This is a genomic window from Kribbella sp. NPDC050241 (assembly GCF_044459685.1).
In the GTDB taxonomy this organism is placed as follows: Bacteria; Actinomycetota; Actinomycetes; order Propionibacteriales; family Kribbellaceae; genus Kribbella.
In genome coordinates, this window is sequence record NZ_JBITJE010000002.1 from 902,761 (window position 1) to 920,004 (window position 17,244).

The following is a 17,244-nucleotide window of genomic DNA, read 5'->3' on the forward strand; positions in this document are numbered from 1 at the left end:
CTGCACTCGGCCTGGCCGGTGCTGCTCGACGCGAAGCGGTATGGCTGCCCGGTACCCGCGGCGAAACGCGAATGTGCGGCGTACATACGTCGGTGTGGCACGGGTACCGATTGGCGGTGAAGCGAGCAGGGGAAGTGATTGCGGGCCGGTACCGGATCGTGGGGGCGATCGGTCGCGGTGGGATGGGAGAGGTCTACCGGGCGACGGATCGGGTGCTGGGGCGGGACGTGGCGGTCAAGCTGATGCTGCCGGTTCCGGGGACGCTCGCGGCGTCGGAGCGGTTCCTGCGGGAGGCGCGGGCTACGGCGCGAATCCGTCATCCACACGTCGTCACGGCGTACGACTTCGGTGACCAGGACGGCTGCTGCTACCTGGCGATGGAACTGGTCAGCGGTCGGACGGTCGGCGACGAGCTCAGGCGCGAGGGCCCGTTGGCACCGGATCGCGCCGTACACCTGGTCAGGCAGGCTGCGGCTGGGCTGGCAGAGGCTCACCGGCTGGGCATCGTCCACCGCGATATCAAGCCAGGCAATCTGTTGCTGGCCGACGACGGGACGGTGAAGATCGCCGACTTCGGCATCGTCCGGTTTCTCGAGGACTGCACCACGACACTGACCTCGACCGGGCAGATTGTCGGCACGAGTCACTTCCTCGCCCCGGAACGCGCATTGGGTCGTCCGGCGGAGCCGCCGTCCGATGTCTACGCGCTCGGCTGTGTGCTGTATCAGTTGGTCACCGGCCATCCGCCGTTCCTCGCCGACGAGCCGGCGTCGATCATGTTCCAGCACGTGCAGCGCGAACCGGTGCCGCCGAGCGAACTCCGGCCTGAACTGGCCGGCGATGTCGAAGCGCTGCTTCTCTGGATGCTCACCAAGGACCCGGCCCGACGACCGACCGCGGCGCAGCTCGCGGACGGCGTCCAGCCACCGGTCGAAGCGGACCCCGGAGTTCTGCCGGTACGCCGGACGGCCGCGAGGCCGGTGCGCGCCGGGGTTGTCGCAGGATTGGCGTTGGTGCTGTCGGCAACTCTCGGTATCGTCTTCGCCACAAGGGATGTGAAGCTCCCGACGACGAACCGGCTGTCCCCGAGCGACAGCCGTATCACCCCACCACCCGCCGTACCGACGACGTCTCCACCACCGAGCCCGGCCGCGATCCAGACCGTCACCCAGACGACGACTCACCGGCCGTTGCCGCAGTCAGGTCCGAGCAAGCCGAAGCCGCTGGCCCCCGGACCCGCTGATCGCCCGAAGGACGACAAGCCGGGTCAGGACAAGCCGAAGAAGCCGAAGCCCTGAGCACACCTCGTCGTTTTGTGCTGATCGACATGGGTACCGCGTTCTCTGTCGCAACTGTCCGAACGGGGAGCTCGCAAGGAGGATCCCATGGGGATCGGCGTATCGGTGTTCCTGCTCGCAGTCGGCGGAGTGCTCGCCTTCGCAGTGTCCGATCGGCTCAGCGGAGTTGATCTGACCGTAGTCGGGTATGTGCTGATGGCGCGCCGGAGCGATCGGCCTGGCGGTCGCTCTCGTGCTGGCGAACCAGCGCAGCAGAACGACCCACACGACCGTCCAGGAGCGCCGCGACCTCCGCGACTACTGATGCGCCTGGGCGTACGTCGTACTCCGATGGCACGGTCGTGGAGACCCAGCCCGCAGTTCTGGCCGCACTCCACCGACCGTGCCATGGGCGCATGGGGTACCCGCGTCCTGTTCATCCATGCATAAGATGGGGTACTGGATCTGCGTAGGTAATGACCGTGGTCCGGAGGTGGGCTACGCCGTGACTCACGTCGCGAGGTCAGGTTCATGGTTCCCACCCAATCCGCCATGGTCGGCCCGGTCCGTAAGGACTGTTCGACTCCCGAGGACAGAGCCCGCCGCGAGGCGGCAACCTGGGCGTTGTTCGAAGCCAGAGAGCGCAGTACAGACGAGGACGAGCGGCAGCGGCTGCTCGAAGAGATCGTCGAGCTGAACGTCGAGATCGCCCGCGGGATCGGACGGCGGTTCCGCGGCCGCGGCGCAGAGGACGAGGACCTCGAACAGGTCGCGTACCTCGGTCTGCTGAAGGCCGTGCACAACTTCCGGCTCGACCACGGTACGCCGTTCATCGGGTTCGCCATCCCGACGATCCGCGGCGAGGTCAAGCGGTACTTCCGCGACTGTTCCTGGACCGTCCGAATCCCACGCCGGATGCAGGAACTCCAGGGCATGATCGCGGCCGCGGTACCGGTGCTCGAGCAGGAACTCAACCGGGAACCCACGCTCGCGGAGATCGCGGACCGGATCGGCGTCGACGTCACCGAGGTGAACGGGGCCGAGGCCGCGCGAGGATGCTTCAACGTACTGTCGCTCGATCGGCCCGCCACGGAGTCGGAGTCCCCGTTGGGCGAGACCGTGGCCGACGACAGCGACCGTCGGTACTTCGATCAGCTCGAAGCCGTCGACATGCTCGGCCCGGTCGTCGACGACCTGGACCCGCGCGATCGGCGGATCCTGGAGTTGCGGTTCGTGGAGGGGTGGACGCAGTCGGACATCGGCGACGACATCGGTGTGAGCCAGATGCAGATCTCCCGGCTGCTGAACCGGATCCTCAGGGATCTCCGCGGGAAGCTCGACCCACTGCCGACCGCCGCCTGAGCGCGGCCAGTGCCCGGTCAGTGCCAGAAGTGCAGGGGCATCGGGCACTGCGGTTCGGTGGCGACATCGTCGAGGTCGTACGCCACCAGCGGGCAGCGCCGGCAGTACAGGAGCCCGTCGTCGGGATTGGTGAACAGCTCGTGACCGTGTGTATCGCCCGCGACCGGGCAGGAGGTGTTCTCGATCTCGAGCCGGTCCACGAAGTGGGCGCCGCAGCGGATGCAGACCGACCCCGCGCTGAGACGTGCCAAGGTCGTCACCCGCGACACAGCCACGACCCGATGGCCGTTGATCTCAACGACGGATTCGTTCACGGTCCTCTTCCCGAAAACGCGGACAGATCTTCGGTGCCCCCCGCAAGGATTTCTACGCCTCCTACTCTGCGCCAGGTGGTGGCGTGTCTGTCGGTTGCGCGCTCGGTGAGTTGGTCTCGGGTGGTGGTGTGCTCGAGGGGGATGTCGGCGTCGACTCAGTGGGTTCGCTGGTGGTCGTGGTCTGGGTGGGCTCGGTTGGTGACGGCGTGTCCGACGGAGTGGCCGAGGGAGTCTCGGACGGGGTGGGTGACGGTGAAGGGCTTTGCGTGGGCTGAGTCTTCGTGGTCTGGTTCTGCTGATTCTCCGTTGCGGACCGCGATGGGTCGGTCGTGGTTGGGGTCGACCTCGCCGTACTCGGGGTCGGTTGCGGCCCGACATCGGTGGTCGGGGGCGGCGTGTCATTGCCGTTGAGGATGAAGCCGGCCATGACCGCGGCTGCCGTCGCGAGGACCGCGATCAGTCCGATCAGCAGGGCGTTCCGCCGTCTCTGGTCGGGCGGCGGTTGCAGAGGCTCGAGTGGGCTGGTCGTTCCTGGCCCTGCGGGCGAGGCCGCGGCCGCACCAAGGGACGCCGTACGGAGATAGCCGGCCGCGACCTCCTCGGCGGACGGACGGTCGGCGGGATCCTTGGAGAGCATCCCGAGCAGGCCGATCTCGAAGGAGCCGCCGAGTTCGGGGCGAATCAGACTCGGCTGACCAGGTGAAGCGTCGACGTGCTGGTAGAGGATCGCCGTCGGATGGTCCGCCGTGAACGGCGGCCGGCCGGTGACCAACTGGTAGAGCACGCACCCCAGCGCGTAGACGTCCGCCGGCTTACCGGACCGCTCGCCGCGCGCCCGTTCCGGCGCGAGGTAATGGACGCTGCCGATGATCTGGCCGGTCCCCGTCAGCGTGGTCGCCCCTTCTTCGGGGACGTGAGCGATACCGAAGTCGGCGACCTTGACGGTCCCGTCGGTCGTCAGCAACAGGTTGCTCGGCTTCACATCACGATGTACGACGTCCTGTCGATGCGCCGCCGCCAGACCCGCGGCGCTCTGCTCGATGAGGTCGATCGCCCGGTCCTTCGGCAGCGGTCCCTGCGCGGCGAGCTCGTCCGCCACCGACCCGCCCTCGACCAGCTCCATCGCCAGGAAGAAACCGTCGCCGTGGTTGCCGAAGTCGTACACCGCGACCACGTGCGGATCGTTCAGCCTCGCAGCGGCTCGCGCCTCCCGGTGGAAGCGCTCGGCAGCGCGCGGGTCCTTGTCGGACGGCAGCAGCAACTTGACCGCGACCGGACGCCCCAACTGCTCGTCCGTGCCGCGGAACACCTCGCCCATCCCACCCCGGCCGATGGAGGGCCCCAACCTGTACCGCTCCGCTACCAACATCCCGACACCCGTACCCACCCCAACCGTCACCGAACCACTACGCACCGCCCAGCCTAGCTAGGTCCGGCCAACCGGCGGGCCACCCCCGGCGAGCTCCGTCAGTACGTGCCGTGGGCGGCGGGCGAGGTCTTGACGTGGACAAGATGAGTACCTAGATTGTCGCCAATCTTGCGCACAAGAATGGAGGCGATATGCGCGTCTCAGTGCTGGGGTACGGAGAGGCCGGACGACGTCTGGCCGCAGATCTGCTGGCTGCCGGCGTCGAGGTGGCCGCTTTCGACGTACGGCGGGTCACGCTCGCCGAAGGGATCACACTCGCTCCGACGGCCGCCGCCGCGGTCGAGGGAGCCGACCTGGTGCTCAGCCTGACCACCAGTGCCGGAGCGGTCGACGCGGTCCGCGCTGCTGCGCCGTATCTCGGCCCGGAGACGGTCTACGCGGACATGAACGCTTCCTCGCCGGAACGGAAGAAGGAGGTCGGCGCCGAGCTCTCCAAGGGCCTCTATGTGGACGTCGCGATCCTGGCGCCGGTGCAGCGCGCAGGGATACGTACGCCGGTGATGGCCTGCGGTCCCGGTGCGAACCGGTTCGTCGAGCTGCTACAACCCGTCGGCGCCTCGATCGACGTCGTCGACGGCGAACCGGGAGTGGCGACTGCACGCAAGCTACTGCGCAGCATCTTCATGAAGTCGCTGGCCACCAGCGTGCTCGAGGCGTTGACTGCCGGTCGTGCCGCGGGATGCGAGGACTGGGTTCGCGGCCAGATGGTCTCCGAACTGGGGAGCGGTGGCGAAGCGCTGGTCGACCGGCTGGTCACGGGCACCTACCAACACGCCCGCCGTCGGCGGCACGAAATGGAGGACGCGCGCGATTACGGCCGCCGGCTCGGTACGCCGCACGAGATGACGCTCGCCTCGATCGAGTGGCTGGCGTCCATCGAGCGCGGCGAACGCGGCCGGGAGAGCTGACGCCGTGCCGGCCGCGATCACCGACGTCGCCACCGAACTGCTCCTGGTCCCCTTGGAGCCACGGTTGCGGGCCTACGGTTCGGACGTGGTCAGCATCGTCCGGGTGCTCCTGCGGGACAGCGACGGAGCCACTGCCACGGGCTTCACCTACACCCTTGGCGCCGGTGCCGGAATCGTCTGCCGAATGGTCGACGAACTCATCGGCCCGGCGATCGTCGGCTCGCGGACCGATGACTGGGGCGAACACCGCCGACGGCTGGCCGCGGACACCCGCCGACTGGGCCGATCGATGTTCGCGCCGGCGTTGTCGGCTGTCGACATCGCCGTCTGGGACCTGCGCGGAATCCAATCCAGCCGGCCGCTGTACGCCGTACTCGGTGGCAAACCGCGTGCCGTTCCGATCTATGGCTCCGGTCGCGGCAGTAACTCGCTCGGGCTCGATGAACTTGTCGAGCAGAGTCTCGGCTATCTGCGCGACGGCTATCCCGCGGTCAAGATCCGTGCCGGTGCGCGTTCTCCGAGTGAGGACCTCGAGCGGCTGCGTGCCGTGCGTGACGCGGTCGGCGATGCCGTGCCGCTGATGGTGGACTGCAACGAGCAGCTCACTCTTGCCGACGCGTTGTGGCTCGGCCGTCGATTATCGGATCTCGGCTACCGCTGGATCGAGGAGCCTCTGATCGCGGAGGACGTCGAAGGTCACGCAGTGCTCGCCGCGCAGCTCGACGTTCCTGTCGCCGTCGGTGAGCATCTGGTCGGCCGGTACGAGTTCGCGCATCACCTGCGGACGACTCCGATCGGGATCTACCAGCCGGACGCCGCACTGACCGGTGGTGTGACCGAGGCGGTGCGGATCGCCGATCTCGCGGAGGCCGGCAATCGCTCGGTCAACTTCCATTCGCTCCCGGAACTGCACATCCATCTGGCCGTCCGGTCGCCGAACGCCTGCTATGTCGAGGATTTCGGCATTCTCAACGGAGTACTCGCCGAAGTGCTGGCACCGCAGGACGGTGTCGTGGTGCCACCCGATCGCAGCGGTCACGGAATCGTCTGGGACTCCGGCGCGGTCGCCCGGTTCAGACAGTCGCTCTGATCCGAACCCTTGACAGGCCCTACTGTGTAACTAATATTGTGCACAATCTGGGCGAAATAAATGGTGATGATCTAGTCACCGTTGCCACCGTCAACGAGTGGCCAAGCCTCTGGAGGTCCCACCGTGTTCACACTGGACGGCGTCATCGACCTGCATGTGCATGCCGGTCCGGACGTCCTGGGCCGCGTCGGCGACGACATCGACATCGCGACCGGGTGCCGCGACGCCGGCATGGCCGGGATGGCTGTCAAAGCTCACCTGGAAAGCACGTCCAGTCGCGCGTACCACACCAACAAGGCGGTGCCGGGCTTCCGGTACATCGGTGGCGTCTGCCTCAACTACCCGGTCGGAGGCATCAACCCGGCGGCGGTCGACGCCTGCCTGCGGCTCGGTGGCCGGGTGGTCTGGATGCCCAGTGGGCACTCCCGGTTCCACGCCGAGGTGACCGGTGCCCTGGGCAACTGGGGTTACTCCGACATGGACATCTACAACCCGGCCGATGCCGCCGGCATCAGTGTCCTCGACGCGGACGGCGAGCTGACCCCCGCGACCCGCGAAGTGGTCGCCCTGGTCCATGAGCACGACGCACTGCTGGCGACGTCACACCTGTCACCACAGGAGATTCTCGCCTTGGCGGCGTACTGCCGGCCGCTCGGCGTCAAGCTGATCGTCACCCACATCCGGTGGACCCCGGAGTACGACCTGGAGCTGGCCCGCCGTGCCTGCGAACTCGGTGCCGTCATCGAGATCACCTGCTCGACTGTCGGCGGGTACACCAACCGTTTCCCGATCGACGAGGTCGTCGCGACGATCGACGAACTCACCCCGCAGCAGTTGGTCATCGCCTCGGACGCCGGTGGCGTCCGGCATCCGCGACCGCACGAGGCCCTTCGCGTGCTGGCCAGCAACCTGTGGGAACGCGGTGTCAGCGAAGCCGCCCTCACGACCATGCTGAAAGAGAACCCCGCCCGCCTGATCGCGGGCGGATGACCTCCAGCGAGCTGCACTTCTCGAAAGGACAGTGCTCATGCCGCAAGCCAGTTTCCTGCCGCGTGCCGTGGCGCTCCTCGCCGCCGCCGTACTCACCCTGACCGCCTGCTCCGGCACCGGAGACAGCGCGAAGGCCGACCCCTCCGGCCTGCGCACCGTCAACCTGATCAACACCAAGTACGCCGCCGAACTGCTCCCGGTCACCGCCGGCCTGTCCCGCGGGATCTTCAAGGCCCACGGCATCGACCTCAAGGTGACCCAGGCGAAATCCAGCGATATCGCCACGTCCGCCCTGGTCTCCGGCCGGCAGGACCTTGCCCTGCTGCAGCAGGCCTACGTCGTCTCCGCTGCCGCGTCCAGCGCACCACTGGTGATGGTGGGCAACGTGCTCGACGAACTCGACTACCACATCATCACGAGCAAGGACGTGACCAGCCTGGATCAGCTGGCAGGCAAGAAGTTCGGCGGTCCGGGGCCCAACAACGGCAACACCGCGGTGATGCGGTACGTGATGGACAAGGCCGGCATCGGGCAGGACAAGCTGACCTACGTCACGGTCGGCGTTCAGGCCGGCATCCTCGCCTCGATCCAGGCCGGACAGGTGCAGGCCGGCCTGCTGGTCGCGCCGTTCGACATCCAGGCTCGCAAAGCCGGGCTGCACGATCTCGGCACGGTGGAGAAGTACCTGCCCGGCGCCTCGGCCGCAGTGATCGCGGGGGTCTCCAACAAGTTGAAAGACAAGCCCGATCTGGTCCGTGACTTCATGGCTGCACTGATCGAGAGCACACGTTGGGTGGCGACCAACCCCGACGCCGCGGTGAAGTTGCTGGCCGACACCGAGAAGATGTCGCCGGCCGACGCCAAGGAGTCGTATCAGGAAGTGGCGAAGATCTACGCCAAGGACGGCACCATGGACACCGCCGCCCTGCAGACCTGGATCGACGTCGCGGTCAAGTACGGCGTGATGAAGAAACCGGTCGCACCGGGTGACATCTACACCGACGAGTACCTGCGTAAGTCGTCATGACGTCCGCCCGGACCATCAGCAACGGTTCCGTTGCCACCAGCAATGACTCGCCGCTGGTCGAGGTCGACAACGTGTCGTTCGCCTACGGTGACACCTCGATCCTGCAGGACATCAGCTGCACCGTGCGCGAGGGCGAGTTCGTCAGCATCATCGGTGCTAGTGGGTGCGGCAAGAGCACCCTGCTGCAGATCCTCGACGGCGCGCTCAGGCCCGCCCACGGCCAGGTCCGGGTGGCCGGCCGGCCGGTGTCGATCCGTGGTTCCGAGCGGGCGATGGTCTTCCAGAGTTTCGCGCTGCTGCCGTGGAAGACCGTGCTCGACAACGTCCGGCTCGGCGTCGACTACCGGCGGCGCGACCTGAGTCGCCGGCAGCGTGACGAGCTGGCACGGGACTACCTGTCTCGGGTCGGGCTGACGAAGGCGGCGAAGCTCTACCCGTACCAGCTGTCCGGCGGTATGCAGCAACGCGTCGGCCTTGCGCGGGCGTTCGCCGTACGTCCGCATCTGCTCTTGATGGACGAGCCGTTCGGTGCGCTGGACGCGCAGAACGCCGAGCTGCTGCGGGACGACGTACGCACCCTGGTCGCTCAGGAGCGGCGCAGCGTTGTTCTGGTCACGCACAACCTGGACGAGGCGCTGCAGCTGTCCGATCGGATCCTGCTGCTCCGCGCTGCACCCGGCCGGGTCGAGGACGACATCTCGGTGCGGGAGCTCCGTGAAGACGCCGGCACCTGGCGGCTCGAGTACGACCGGCACCGCGAACGGCTGTGGGACTTCCTCAAGCACGAGGTCGCAGCCGCGCAGAACCGCGGTCTGGAGGACGCGTCATGACCGACAGATCCCGCCTGGACTGGATGACCAGGTACCAGCAGCGCCTGTTGCCGATAGCAACTGTGGTGGTGATCGTGGCGATCTGGGAGATCGTCGGCCGGGTCGCCCACTGGAATCCCTTGTTCTTCGCCTATCCGTCGCAGATCTGGTCGGGCGCGGTGGAGCTTGCCCACGGCCCGCTCTGGAGCGATCTGCGGGTCAGCGGTACCGAGTTCCTGCTAGGGATGGTGTTGTCGGTCCTGATCGCGGTTCCGGTCGGGCTGGCGCTCGGCACCAGCCGACGCCTGTACTGGGCTTTCGACCCGATCGTCGGCGCGTTGTACTCGACTCCTGTCCTGGTGCTGGCCCCGCTGCTGGTGATCTGGTTCGGGCTGGGCATCGCGTCCAAGGTGGCGATCGTGGTGATCCTGTCGACCTTCCCGGTGATGATCAACCTGACCGAAGGTGTCCGGACCACAGATCGGGTGCTGCTCCGGGCCGCCCGGTCCTTCGGCGCGAGCCGCTGGAACCTGTACCGCGACGTCGTACTGCCATCGGTGACGCCGTTCTTCATCACCGGCCTGCGACTGGCGGTCGGCCGCGCGATGATCGGCGTCATCGTCGGTGAGTACATCGCCTCGACCGAGGGCATCGGCTACCAGATCAACGCCGACGCCGAGCTGTTCGCGACCCCGCGCTACCTGGCCGGCGTGATGGTCATCGTGGTCTTCTCCGTCGCCGTGATGGAACTCCTCAAGATCCTCGAGAAGCGGATGGCGCCGTGGCGCCACCAGTTGCTCGCCCGGGAGTGACGACCCGGATCGCCGTACCCCATGCCAATTCCCGTTCACCCCTTCGTTGGAGATACAGATGACCCAGCACCCCCGTCCCACCGACGCCGATCGTGAGTTCGTGGCAGGAGCCTACGACCTGCATGTGCACGTGGCTCCGGACGTGGTTCCCCGGTCGGTCGACGACCTCACCCTGGCCCGGCGGTTCGCCGAGGTCGGTCTGGCCGGCTTCGTCCTCAAGTCGCACTACGTGCCGACGACCGAGCGGGCGGCCGTCGTCCGGGCAGCGGTTCCGGGCGTCGACGTACTCGGCGCCCTGGCCCTGAACGTCGCCTCCGGCGGGATGAACCCCACCGCGGTGGAGATCGCCGCCCGCGGGGGAGCCCGGCTGGTGTGGTTCCCGACCGTCGACAGCGTGAACCAGCGCGAGTCGAAGGCCGAGGCGCCGGCCGGTTCCACCCCGCCGATGTGGGCCGCACTGCAGGCGGAATTGCGGGCCCAGGGCATCGACCCGCCACCCGTCCGGGTCGTGGACGCCGCCGGTACGGTGTGTGACGAAGTGGTTGCCGTGCTCACCTTGATGGCCAAGCACGATCTCGTCCTGGCGACCGGGCACCTGGCCGCCGCGGAGATCCTGGCGGTCGTACGGGCTGCCGCCGAGGCCGGCGTACGGCGCATCGTCGTCACGCACCCGGAGTTCACCTCCCAGCGGCTCACCGTGGACCAGCAGCTCGAGCTGGTCGAGCTGGGCGCGTACCTCGAACGGTGCTTCACCACTCCATACACGGGCAAGGTGGAATGGGAGGTGATGGTCGAGAACATCCGCCGCACCGGTCCCGCTCGGTCCTTCCTGTCCAGCGATCTCGGCCAGCCGTCGAACCCGCCGGTGGAAGACGGCCTGCCGTTGATGGCTCGCGATCTGCTCGCGGCAGGGTTCACTGCGGACGAGGTGCGGACGATGGCAGTGGACAACACCCGGTTCCTGGCCGCGCAGCCGGTGACCGCGGAGGCGGGCCGATGAGCGCGCGGCGGATGCTGGTGGTCGGTGCCCACAGCGCCGATTTCGTCTGGCGCGCGGCGGGTGCTGTCGCGCGGCACGTCGGCGAAGGTGGCGAGGCCCGTGTCGTCGCGCTCTCGTACGGCGAACGCGGTGAGTCCGGTGAGTTGTGGAAGGAGCCGGGCCAGACCGAGGAGAACGTGAAGAAGATCCGGCACGGTGAGGCAGCCACGGCCGCGGCGGCGGTGGGCGCGGAGTTCGAGTGCTTCGACCTCGGCGACTACCCGCTGGTCGTGGACGACGCGGCGGTCGAGCGGCTGGTCGAGCTGCTGCGGGACTTCGCTCCGCAGATCGTGCTCACCCACCCGCCGGTCGATCCGTTCAACCCTGACCACCCGCTCGCCTTCGAGGCAGTACGCCGGGCCCGGTTGCTGAGCTCCGGCGCCGTCGTGGCCAGTGGCTTCCGGACCGCACCGCCGTCGGAGTTCCTGGTCTTCGAACCGCATCAACCCGACCTGTGCGGCTTCGTCCCCAGTGTCTTCGTGGACATCACTTCGGTGATGCCCGCCAAGGTGGAGGCGATGCAGGCGATGGCGGCCCAGAAGTACCTGCAGACGTACTACGCCGAACGGGCCGACCACCGTGGGAACCACGCCCGCAAGGTGACCGGCGACAGCTCGATCCGGCAGGCCGAGGCCTTCCAGCGGATCGTGCCGAACGTGGTGACGGCGCTGTGACCGGGCGGCCGGAGGACGCGGTCGCCGAGCTGCGCGAGCTCGGGGTGTCGACCGTCTACGAGGCTTCGGGCCGTCAGGGGCTGGTCGACGCGGAGTACCACCAGTTGGTGCCCGGTTCGCGAGCAGCGGGACCTGCGCGGATCGCTCTCTGCGGGCAGAACGACAACCGGGCCGTCCATGAGGTGATGGACCGGCTGCAGCCCGGTGAGGTCCTGGTGCTGACGATGCCCGAACCAGCCCCGGTGGCGCTGGTCGGCGAACTGTTGCTGACCCAGGCGGCCGCCCGCGGCGCGGTCGCCGTACTCGTCGACGGGGCTGCCCGCGATATCGAGGTACTGCGGGAGTTCGACGTACCGGTCTGGTGCCGGTGGATCCGAGCACGCGGGGCGACCAAGACGGAACGCGGCGAGATCGATGTGGCTGTCCAAATGGGTGGTACCAGGGTCGCGCCCGGAGACCTCGTGGTGCTGGACTCGGACGGCGTTGTGGTGGTCGGGCCGGCCGACGTACCCGCGGTGCTCGAGGCATCGAAGGCCCGCTTCGACAAGGAAGAAGCGATGCGGACCCGGCTGCAGGCCGGGGAGCTGAGCTACGACATTCACGGCCTGCGCCGTGAGGATACGAAGGCGAGCTGATCATGACTGCGGTACTGCGGGTCCTCGACCTGGACAAGTCCTTCCTGAAGGGGGACAAACGGGTGGTCGCGCTCCAGGGGCTCAACCTGGACGTGGAAGAAGGGACTTTCCTGACCGTGCTCGGCCGGAGCGGCTGCGGCAAGTCCACGCTGCTCAACATGCTGGCCGGGCTCACCCAGCCCACGTCCGGACGGATCGAGTACCGCGGTCGCCCGGTCACCGGGCCTCACCACGATCTGGCCTATCTCACCCAGCACGACACCCTGATGCCCTGGCGGGACCTGCAGCGCAACATCGAGATGCCGCTCGAGGTCCGCGGAGTCAGCAAGACCGAACGCACCAGGGTGGCGGGGGAGCTGATCCAGCGCGTGGGCCTGTCCGGGTTCGAGAAGCACTATCCGCGGGAGCTGTCCGGCGGAATGCGCCGCCGGGCCGGTCTGGCCCGGATGCTGAGTGCCGCGCCGGAGACCTTCCTGCTCGACGAACCGTTCGGGGCCCTCGACGCGCAACTGCGCGCCGAGCTCCAGTCCGATCTGCTGCGGTTGTGGCGGGGATCGGGCAAGACGGTCGTCTTCATCACCCACGACCTGGAGGAGGCGCTCCTGCTCGGCGACCGGGTGATCGTGCTCGGCCAGCTCGGTCGGGTGCTGCTCGACCAGCCGATCGGGCTTCCCCGCCCCAGGGATCTGGACCAGTTGCGGGTGGACCCGGACTTCGTCGCACTGCACCGGCGTACCGCCGAGGCCTTGAGAGCCGGCTCACCCGGCACCGACCTGAGGAAAGAAGGGGCGGCGTGACCGCCATGACCGATCGATCGACCGACCTGGTGACCGCCGACGATCGAGTCGCCGCCGGACCGCTGGAGATTCCCGCCGGCCGTAGCTGGATGGACAAACACGGACGGGCCTTGTGGATCGCTCTTGCCCGGATCGCCTTGCTGGTAGTGGTTCTGGTGGCTTGGCAGATCGCCGCGGGGCGGTGGGTGGACCCGTTGTTCATCAGCCGGCCGAGTGACATCTGGGCCCAGTTGCGTGACTGGTTCGCCGACGGGACGCTGGGCACGAACACCGCGCTCACCGTCGAGGAGATCGCGCTGGGCTTCGCGCTCGGCGCCTCCGCGGGACTGATCGGCGGCTTCGTGCTGGCCATCCTGCGGGTCCTCGGTGACGTCCTGGACCCATACATGATCGCGCTCTACAGCATTCCCAAGGTGGCGCTCGCGCCGCTGTTCATCATCTGGTTCGGCATCGACGTGAAGATGAAGGTCTTGTTGTCGGCGGCAACGGTCTTCTTCCTGGTCTACCTGAACACCGCCGCCGGCGTGCGCTCGGTCGACCGCGGTCTGATCGACGCCGTCCGGCTGATGGGCGGCACCCGCCGGCAGGTGATCATGAAGGTCCTCGTGCCCGGCGCGATGCCCGGTGTCATCACCGGTCTGCGGATCGGCGTTCCGTACGCGCTGATCGGCGCCGTGGTCGGTGAACTGGTTGCCTCGAACAAAGGCCTTGGCTATCTCATGCTCGACTCGGCCAGTCAGTTCAACACCGCCGGCGTTTTCGCCGCACTCGCTGTGATCACGGTCATCGCCGGGATCCTCAACTTCGGGGTCAATCTGCTGCAACGCCGTTCGACTCGCTGGCAGGCCGTGGCCGGTGAATGACACCGGTCCGGGCCAGCACGTCTCGTCAGAAAATGGGTGACCTCACATGAAGGCAAAGTCAGTCAGGGCAGGTCTGGCCGTATTGGTCCTGGCCCTCACCGCGGCCGGGTGCCAGAAGCCCGCGACCGACACCGGTGGATCGGGCGCGGCCTCGGGCGACATGTCGCTGCGCGTCGTCCAGAGCAGTACGTCAGTGGCGTTCTTCCCGCTGTACGTCGCGAGCGAGGAGGGGTACTACGCGAAGGAAGGCCTGACCGTCGACAAGCCGGTGGTCGTCGGTGGTGACTCCAAGGTCGCCGCCGCCCTCGCCGGTGGCGCGGCCGACATCGGTGGCGGTGTCGCCACGACGGCGTTCCTGCTGGCCGACGGGCGTCGCGATCCCAGGATCGTGGCCAACCTGGTGAGCAGCTACTACGTCGACGTGATCGTCGGCAACCAGTTCCACCAGCCTGCGGCCGGTGCGTCGCTGGAGGACAAGATCAAGGCGCTCAAGGGCGCCCGGGTCGGGATCCCGGCCCCGTCCGGCGGTGGGGTGGCACTGCTGCAGTTCCTCTTCAACAAGGTCGGTATGGACGTCAAGAAGGACGTGACGCTGGTGAACCTCGGTGCCTCGAACGCCGGTGCGCTCGGTGCGCTGAAGACCGACCGGGTGAACGTGCTGGTCTTCTTCCAGCCGGTCAGCCAGGAGGTCGAGGCGCGCAAGGCCGGATCGATCTACATCAGCCCGACGCGAGGCGACGTACCGGACATGAGCAACCAGCCGCACGGGCTGGCGCTGTCCACCGGGGCGATCCTGAAGAAGAAGCCGGAGGCGATGGCGGCCTTCGTCCGGGCGATCGGCCAGGCCGAGAAGCTGATCCACGACAACCCGGACAAGACCCGGCAGCTGTTCCAGAAGTACCAGGGCTCGCTCGACCCGAAGACGGTCGAGGCGATGTTGCCGGTACTGCGGGCCGAGATCCCCGAGTCTCCGGTGATCACCGAGGACGGGTACGCGAAGGCGGTGAAGTTCCACCAGGTCGCCGGCCTGGCCAAGAACCCGCCCGACTTCGCGACGATCACGGACCAGGACTTCATCACCAAGGCGCTGGCCAAGTGACGGGGCCCGAGATGGCGGACCTCGTCGTCCGCAGTACGAGGGTGCACACCGGCTTGCGGGAGCTGCCCGCGCAGATCGTGATCAAGGACGGCCTGGTGACCGGCCTGCGTGAGCTGGGCGAGACCGTCGTCGCGGCTCGCGAACTCGATCTGGGTGACCAACTGGTCATCCCCGGGCTGGTCGACACCCACTGCCACTTCCGGGATCCGGGGTTCACCCACAAGGAGGATCTCGCCAGCGGCACCCGGGCCGCGGCCTCCGGCGGGGTCACGACGGTCTTCGACATGCCGAACACGGAGCCGCCGACGACCACACCGGATCGGCTGCGCGCACACCTCGACGACCTCGACCGCAAGTCCGTCGTCGACTACGGACACAACGCCTCGGCGGTCGAACCAGACCTCATCCCCGAGTTGGCCGCCGCCGGTGCGGCCGCCTTCAAGCTGTGGATGTCGTACGACGTCGAGCGGACCTACCCGCACTCGCCGTCGACGGCGGTCACGGATCGCGCTGTGCTGTACCGGGCGTTCGAGGAGGTGGCGGGCACCGGGCTGCCGTTGTACGTCCACCCGACAGATCACGAGCTGTACAACCTGAACAGCTCGCGCGCCAAAGAGCAGTGGGGTGTGGATCCGGCGTCGTACGCGCGATCGTTCCGGCTGGGAGACAGCGTCGCCTTCAACGCGGCGGTCGCGACGCTGCTCGAGTTCCAGCGATCGGTCGGGACGCGACTGCACGTCCTGCACCTGTCGTCGGTCGAGGGCATCCGGATGGTTCGAGAGGCGAAGGCCGCCGGGCGGTCCGTCACCGGTGAGGCGAACCCTTTCGCCATGTTCGTGACCAACGACTGGGACCGGATCGAGCAGCGGGGACCGTTCGTCCTCGGTCAGTGGGTACCGCCGGCGGACGACGTGGCGATGTGGTCGGCGATTGTCGACGGCACCGTCGACGTGATCGGCAGCGACCACGCGCCGCACACCACGGAGGAGAAGCTGCCGGGCTGGAAGGACATGTTCGCGGCGCCGAGCGGCAGTCCGATGATCGCGGACTATCTGCGGCTGTTGCTGACGGCGGTGCACGACGGTCGGCTCACGCTGGATCGCGTGATCGAGCTGTGCTGCGTGAACCCTGCGCAACTGGTCGGACTGACCGGGCGGAAGGGCACTCTCGAGCCCGGTGCCGACGCGGACTTCGTCGTACTCGATCTGGATCACGTCGCGCCGATCGACGGGAGTACGAGCCTGTACAAGTGTGGCTGGAGTCCTGCGGACGGGATCGTCACGCGCGGCCGGGTGCACCGGACTTTCCTGCGCGGTACGGAGATCTATCGCGACGGTGAGGTTCTGGTCGACGAGGGGTTCGGGCGGCCGGTGATCGGCTGAATGGGCAACCGGTCCGCGACGTGATCAGATCCGGCCGAACAGGCCGCCGTCGCCGGGCCGGTTCCCCTTCGTGCGGACCAGGTTCTCGGTGACGTGGAGCAGGTGGTTCCGCATCGCGGTCTCGGCGGCGTCACCGTCGTGGGCCGCGATCGCGTCCACCAGCTTCGTGTGCTCGGCGAACGACTCCTTGCCGCGGCCCGGCACCAGGATGGTGCGGTACTGGAACCGCACCATCTGTGCACGGAGGTTGGCCACCAGGCGCTGGACGGTCTGGTGGCCGGAGGTTTCGATGATCTTGGCGTGCAGCCGGCTGTTGCCCTCGGAGTACCCGAGCAGATCCTGCTCCGCGAGCAGACCCTTCATCTCGGTGAGGATCGCGCGCAGCTCGGTGATGTCCTTCTTGGTCGCACGCTCGGCCGCCTGCCGAGCCGCGAGCGCCTCCAGCACGGACCGCACCTGCGTGATCTCGACGGCTTCTTCCTCGCTGACCGTACGCACCCGGGCGCCGCGGTTCAGCTCCTTCTCGACCAGGCCGGCATGAGCGAGCCTCGTCAGCGTCGTTCGCACGACCGCTCGGCTGACGCCGAGGGCCTCGACCAGATCGGCCTCCACGAGGCGCTGTCCGGGGGACACGTCGCCGCGCATGATGCCCTGGCGCAGGCGCTCGTAGGCTTCCTCGCTCGGATCGGACGATCGGGGCCGGCTCGGCATCGGTCAGCCTCCGGTCAAAGTGGTCG

The 17,244-nt window shown here is 67.8% G+C and carries 19 protein-coding genes; 16 read left to right on the forward strand and 3 right to left on the reverse strand.

Features of this window, described 5'->3' with window-relative positions; all coding sequences use genetic code 11:
- Positions 1 to 116 precede the first annotated feature (116 nt).
- The 3 genes from ACIBG5_RS12190 (at position 117) to ACIBG5_RS12200 (ending at position 2,639) form a co-directional block, all read left to right on the forward strand.
- A complete protein-coding gene (locus tag ACIBG5_RS12190; protein WP_396391590.1) occupies positions 117 to 1,298 on the forward strand; it encodes a serine/threonine-protein kinase in 1,182 nt (393 codons plus the stop codon).
- 87 nt (positions 1,299 to 1,385) lie between these two features.
- Positions 1,386 to 1,727, forward strand: coding sequence for a DUF6458 family protein (locus ACIBG5_RS12195; RefSeq protein ID WP_396391591.1), 342 nt, complete (start codon positions 1,386 to 1,388; stop codon positions 1,725 to 1,727).
- A gap of 81 nt (positions 1,728 to 1,808) precedes the next feature.
- Positions 1,809 to 2,639, forward strand: coding sequence for a sigma-70 family RNA polymerase sigma factor (locus tag ACIBG5_RS12200; RefSeq protein WP_396391592.1), 831 nt, complete (start codon positions 1,809 to 1,811; stop codon positions 2,637 to 2,639).
- 17 nt (positions 2,640 to 2,656) lie between these two features.
- On the opposite strand, the gene ACIBG5_RS12205 is transcribed toward ACIBG5_RS12200, so the two are convergent.
- A complete protein-coding gene (locus ACIBG5_RS12205) occupies positions 2,657 to 2,953 on the reverse strand; it encodes a hypothetical protein (RefSeq protein WP_360452776.1) in 297 nt (98 codons plus the stop codon).
- Between the two features lie 61 nt (positions 2,954 to 3,014).
- Positions 3,015 to 4,322 carry a protein kinase gene (locus ACIBG5_RS12210; protein ID WP_396391593.1) on the reverse strand — a complete coding sequence of 436 codons (1,308 nt, stop codon included), beginning with the start codon at positions 4,320 to 4,322 and terminating at the stop codon, positions 3,015 to 3,017.
- Positions 4,323 to 4,513: 191 nt separating this feature from the next.
- On the opposite strand from ACIBG5_RS12210, the gene ACIBG5_RS12215 reads away from it, so the two are divergent.
- The 13 genes from ACIBG5_RS12215 to ACIBG5_RS12275 all read left to right on the forward strand — a co-directional run bounded on the left by ACIBG5_RS12215 (position 4,514) and on the right by ACIBG5_RS12275 (position 16,507).
- Positions 4,514 to 5,290 carry a DUF1932 domain-containing protein gene (locus ACIBG5_RS12215; RefSeq protein ID WP_396391594.1) on the forward strand — a complete coding sequence of 259 codons (777 nt, stop codon included), beginning with the start codon at positions 4,514 to 4,516 and terminating at the stop codon, positions 5,288 to 5,290.
- A 4-nt stretch (positions 5,291 to 5,294) separates the two neighbouring features.
- Positions 5,295 to 6,380: a mandelate racemase/muconate lactonizing enzyme family protein gene (locus ACIBG5_RS12220; protein WP_396391595.1), complete on the forward strand. Its 1,086-nt coding sequence runs from the start codon at positions 5,295 to 5,297 to the stop codon at positions 6,378 to 6,380.
- A 123-nt stretch (positions 6,381 to 6,503) separates the two neighbouring features.
- Positions 6,504 to 7,370, forward strand: coding sequence for a DUF6282 family protein (locus tag ACIBG5_RS12225; protein ID WP_396391596.1), 867 nt, complete (start codon positions 6,504 to 6,506; stop codon positions 7,368 to 7,370).
- Between the two features lie 37 nt (positions 7,371 to 7,407).
- Positions 7,408 to 8,397 carry an ABC transporter substrate-binding protein gene (locus ACIBG5_RS12230; RefSeq protein ID WP_396391597.1) on the forward strand — a complete coding sequence of 330 codons (990 nt, stop codon included), beginning with the start codon at positions 7,408 to 7,410 and terminating at the stop codon, positions 8,395 to 8,397.
- Positions 8,394 to 9,227, forward strand: a complete 834-nt coding sequence (locus tag ACIBG5_RS12235; protein ID WP_396391599.1) for an ABC transporter ATP-binding protein — start codon at positions 8,394 to 8,396, stop codon at positions 9,225 to 9,227. The genes ACIBG5_RS12230 and ACIBG5_RS12235 overlap by 4 nt, the downstream gene beginning before the upstream one ends.
- Positions 9,224 to 10,018 carry an ABC transporter permease gene (locus ACIBG5_RS12240; protein WP_396391600.1) on the forward strand — a complete coding sequence of 265 codons (795 nt, stop codon included), beginning with the start codon at positions 9,224 to 9,226 and terminating at the stop codon, positions 10,016 to 10,018. The genes ACIBG5_RS12235 and ACIBG5_RS12240 overlap by 4 nt, the downstream gene beginning before the upstream one ends.
- Positions 10,019 to 10,076: 58 nt before the next feature.
- Positions 10,077 to 11,018, forward strand: a complete 942-nt coding sequence (locus ACIBG5_RS12245; protein ID WP_396391601.1) for a DUF6282 family protein — start codon at positions 10,077 to 10,079, stop codon at positions 11,016 to 11,018.
- Positions 11,015 to 11,731, forward strand: coding sequence for a PIG-L deacetylase family protein (locus ACIBG5_RS12250; protein WP_396391602.1), 717 nt, complete (start codon positions 11,015 to 11,017; stop codon positions 11,729 to 11,731). The genes ACIBG5_RS12245 and ACIBG5_RS12250 overlap by 4 nt, the downstream gene beginning before the upstream one ends.
- Positions 11,728 to 12,366: an RraA family protein gene (locus ACIBG5_RS12255; protein WP_396391603.1), complete on the forward strand. Its 639-nt coding sequence runs from the start codon at positions 11,728 to 11,730 to the stop codon at positions 12,364 to 12,366. Before ACIBG5_RS12250 ends, ACIBG5_RS12255 begins: the two co-directional genes overlap by 4 nt.
- Positions 12,367 to 12,368: 2 nt before the next feature.
- Positions 12,369 to 13,163 carry an ABC transporter ATP-binding protein gene (locus tag ACIBG5_RS12260; RefSeq protein WP_396391604.1) on the forward strand — a complete coding sequence of 265 codons (795 nt, stop codon included), beginning with the start codon at positions 12,369 to 12,371 and terminating at the stop codon, positions 13,161 to 13,163.
- A gap of 5 nt (positions 13,164 to 13,168) precedes the next feature.
- On the forward strand, positions 13,169 to 14,026 hold the full coding sequence (locus ACIBG5_RS12265; RefSeq protein WP_396392038.1) for an ABC transporter permease: 858 nt from the start codon (positions 13,169 to 13,171) through the stop codon (positions 14,024 to 14,026).
- A gap of 46 nt (positions 14,027 to 14,072) precedes the next feature.
- Positions 14,073 to 15,125, forward strand: a complete 1,053-nt coding sequence (locus ACIBG5_RS12270; RefSeq protein ID WP_396391605.1) for an ABC transporter substrate-binding protein — start codon at positions 14,073 to 14,075, stop codon at positions 15,123 to 15,125.
- A complete protein-coding gene (locus ACIBG5_RS12275; RefSeq protein WP_396391607.1) occupies positions 15,122 to 16,507 on the forward strand; it encodes a dihydroorotase family protein in 1,386 nt (461 codons plus the stop codon). Before ACIBG5_RS12270 ends, ACIBG5_RS12275 begins: the two co-directional genes overlap by 4 nt.
- A 24-nt stretch (positions 16,508 to 16,531) precedes the next feature.
- Here ACIBG5_RS12275 and ACIBG5_RS12280 read toward each other — a convergent pair whose 3' ends face one another.
- Positions 16,532 to 17,218 (reverse strand): GntR family transcriptional regulator, encoded by a 687-nt coding sequence (locus ACIBG5_RS12280; RefSeq protein ID WP_396391608.1) that lies wholly within the window; start codon positions 17,216 to 17,218, stop codon positions 16,532 to 16,534.
- Between the last annotated feature and the right edge of the window lie 26 nt (positions 17,219 to 17,244).

Coding starts and splice junctions, on each gene's coding strand:
- ACIBG5_RS12280 (WP_396391608.1), bottom strand. CDS start 17,218: ATGCCGAGCCGGCCCCGATCGTCCGATCCGAGCGAGGAAGCCTACGAG.
- ACIBG5_RS12230 (WP_396391597.1), top strand. CDS start 7,408: ATGCCGCAAGCCAGTTTCCTGCCGCGTGCCGTGGCGCTCCTCGCCGCC.
- ACIBG5_RS12215 (WP_396391594.1), top strand. CDS start 4,514: ATGCGCGTCTCAGTGCTGGGGTACGGAGAGGCCGGACGACGTCTGGCC.
- ACIBG5_RS12195 (WP_396391591.1), top strand. CDS start 1,386: ATGGGGATCGGCGTATCGGTGTTCCTGCTCGCAGTCGGCGGAGTGCTC.
- ACIBG5_RS12235 (WP_396391599.1), top strand. CDS start 8,394: ATGACGTCCGCCCGGACCATCAGCAACGGTTCCGTTGCCACCAGCAAT.
- ACIBG5_RS12250 (WP_396391602.1), top strand. CDS start 11,015: ATGAGCGCGCGGCGGATGCTGGTGGTCGGTGCCCACAGCGCCGATTTC.
- ACIBG5_RS12245 (WP_396391601.1), top strand. CDS start 10,077: ATGACCCAGCACCCCCGTCCCACCGACGCCGATCGTGAGTTCGTGGCA.
- ACIBG5_RS12260 (WP_396391604.1), top strand. CDS start 12,369: ATGACTGCGGTACTGCGGGTCCTCGACCTGGACAAGTCCTTCCTGAAG.
- ACIBG5_RS12265 (WP_396392038.1), top strand. CDS start 13,169: ATGACCGATCGATCGACCGACCTGGTGACCGCCGACGATCGAGTCGCC.
- ACIBG5_RS12200 (WP_396391592.1), top strand. CDS start 1,809: ATGGTTCCCACCCAATCCGCCATGGTCGGCCCGGTCCGTAAGGACTGT.
- ACIBG5_RS12240 (WP_396391600.1), top strand. CDS start 9,224: ATGACCGACAGATCCCGCCTGGACTGGATGACCAGGTACCAGCAGCGC.
- ACIBG5_RS12270 (WP_396391605.1), top strand. CDS start 14,073: ATGAAGGCAAAGTCAGTCAGGGCAGGTCTGGCCGTATTGGTCCTGGCC.
- ACIBG5_RS12210 (WP_396391593.1), bottom strand. CDS start 4,322: ATGTTGGTAGCGGAGCGGTACAGGTTGGGGCCCTCCATCGGCCGGGGT.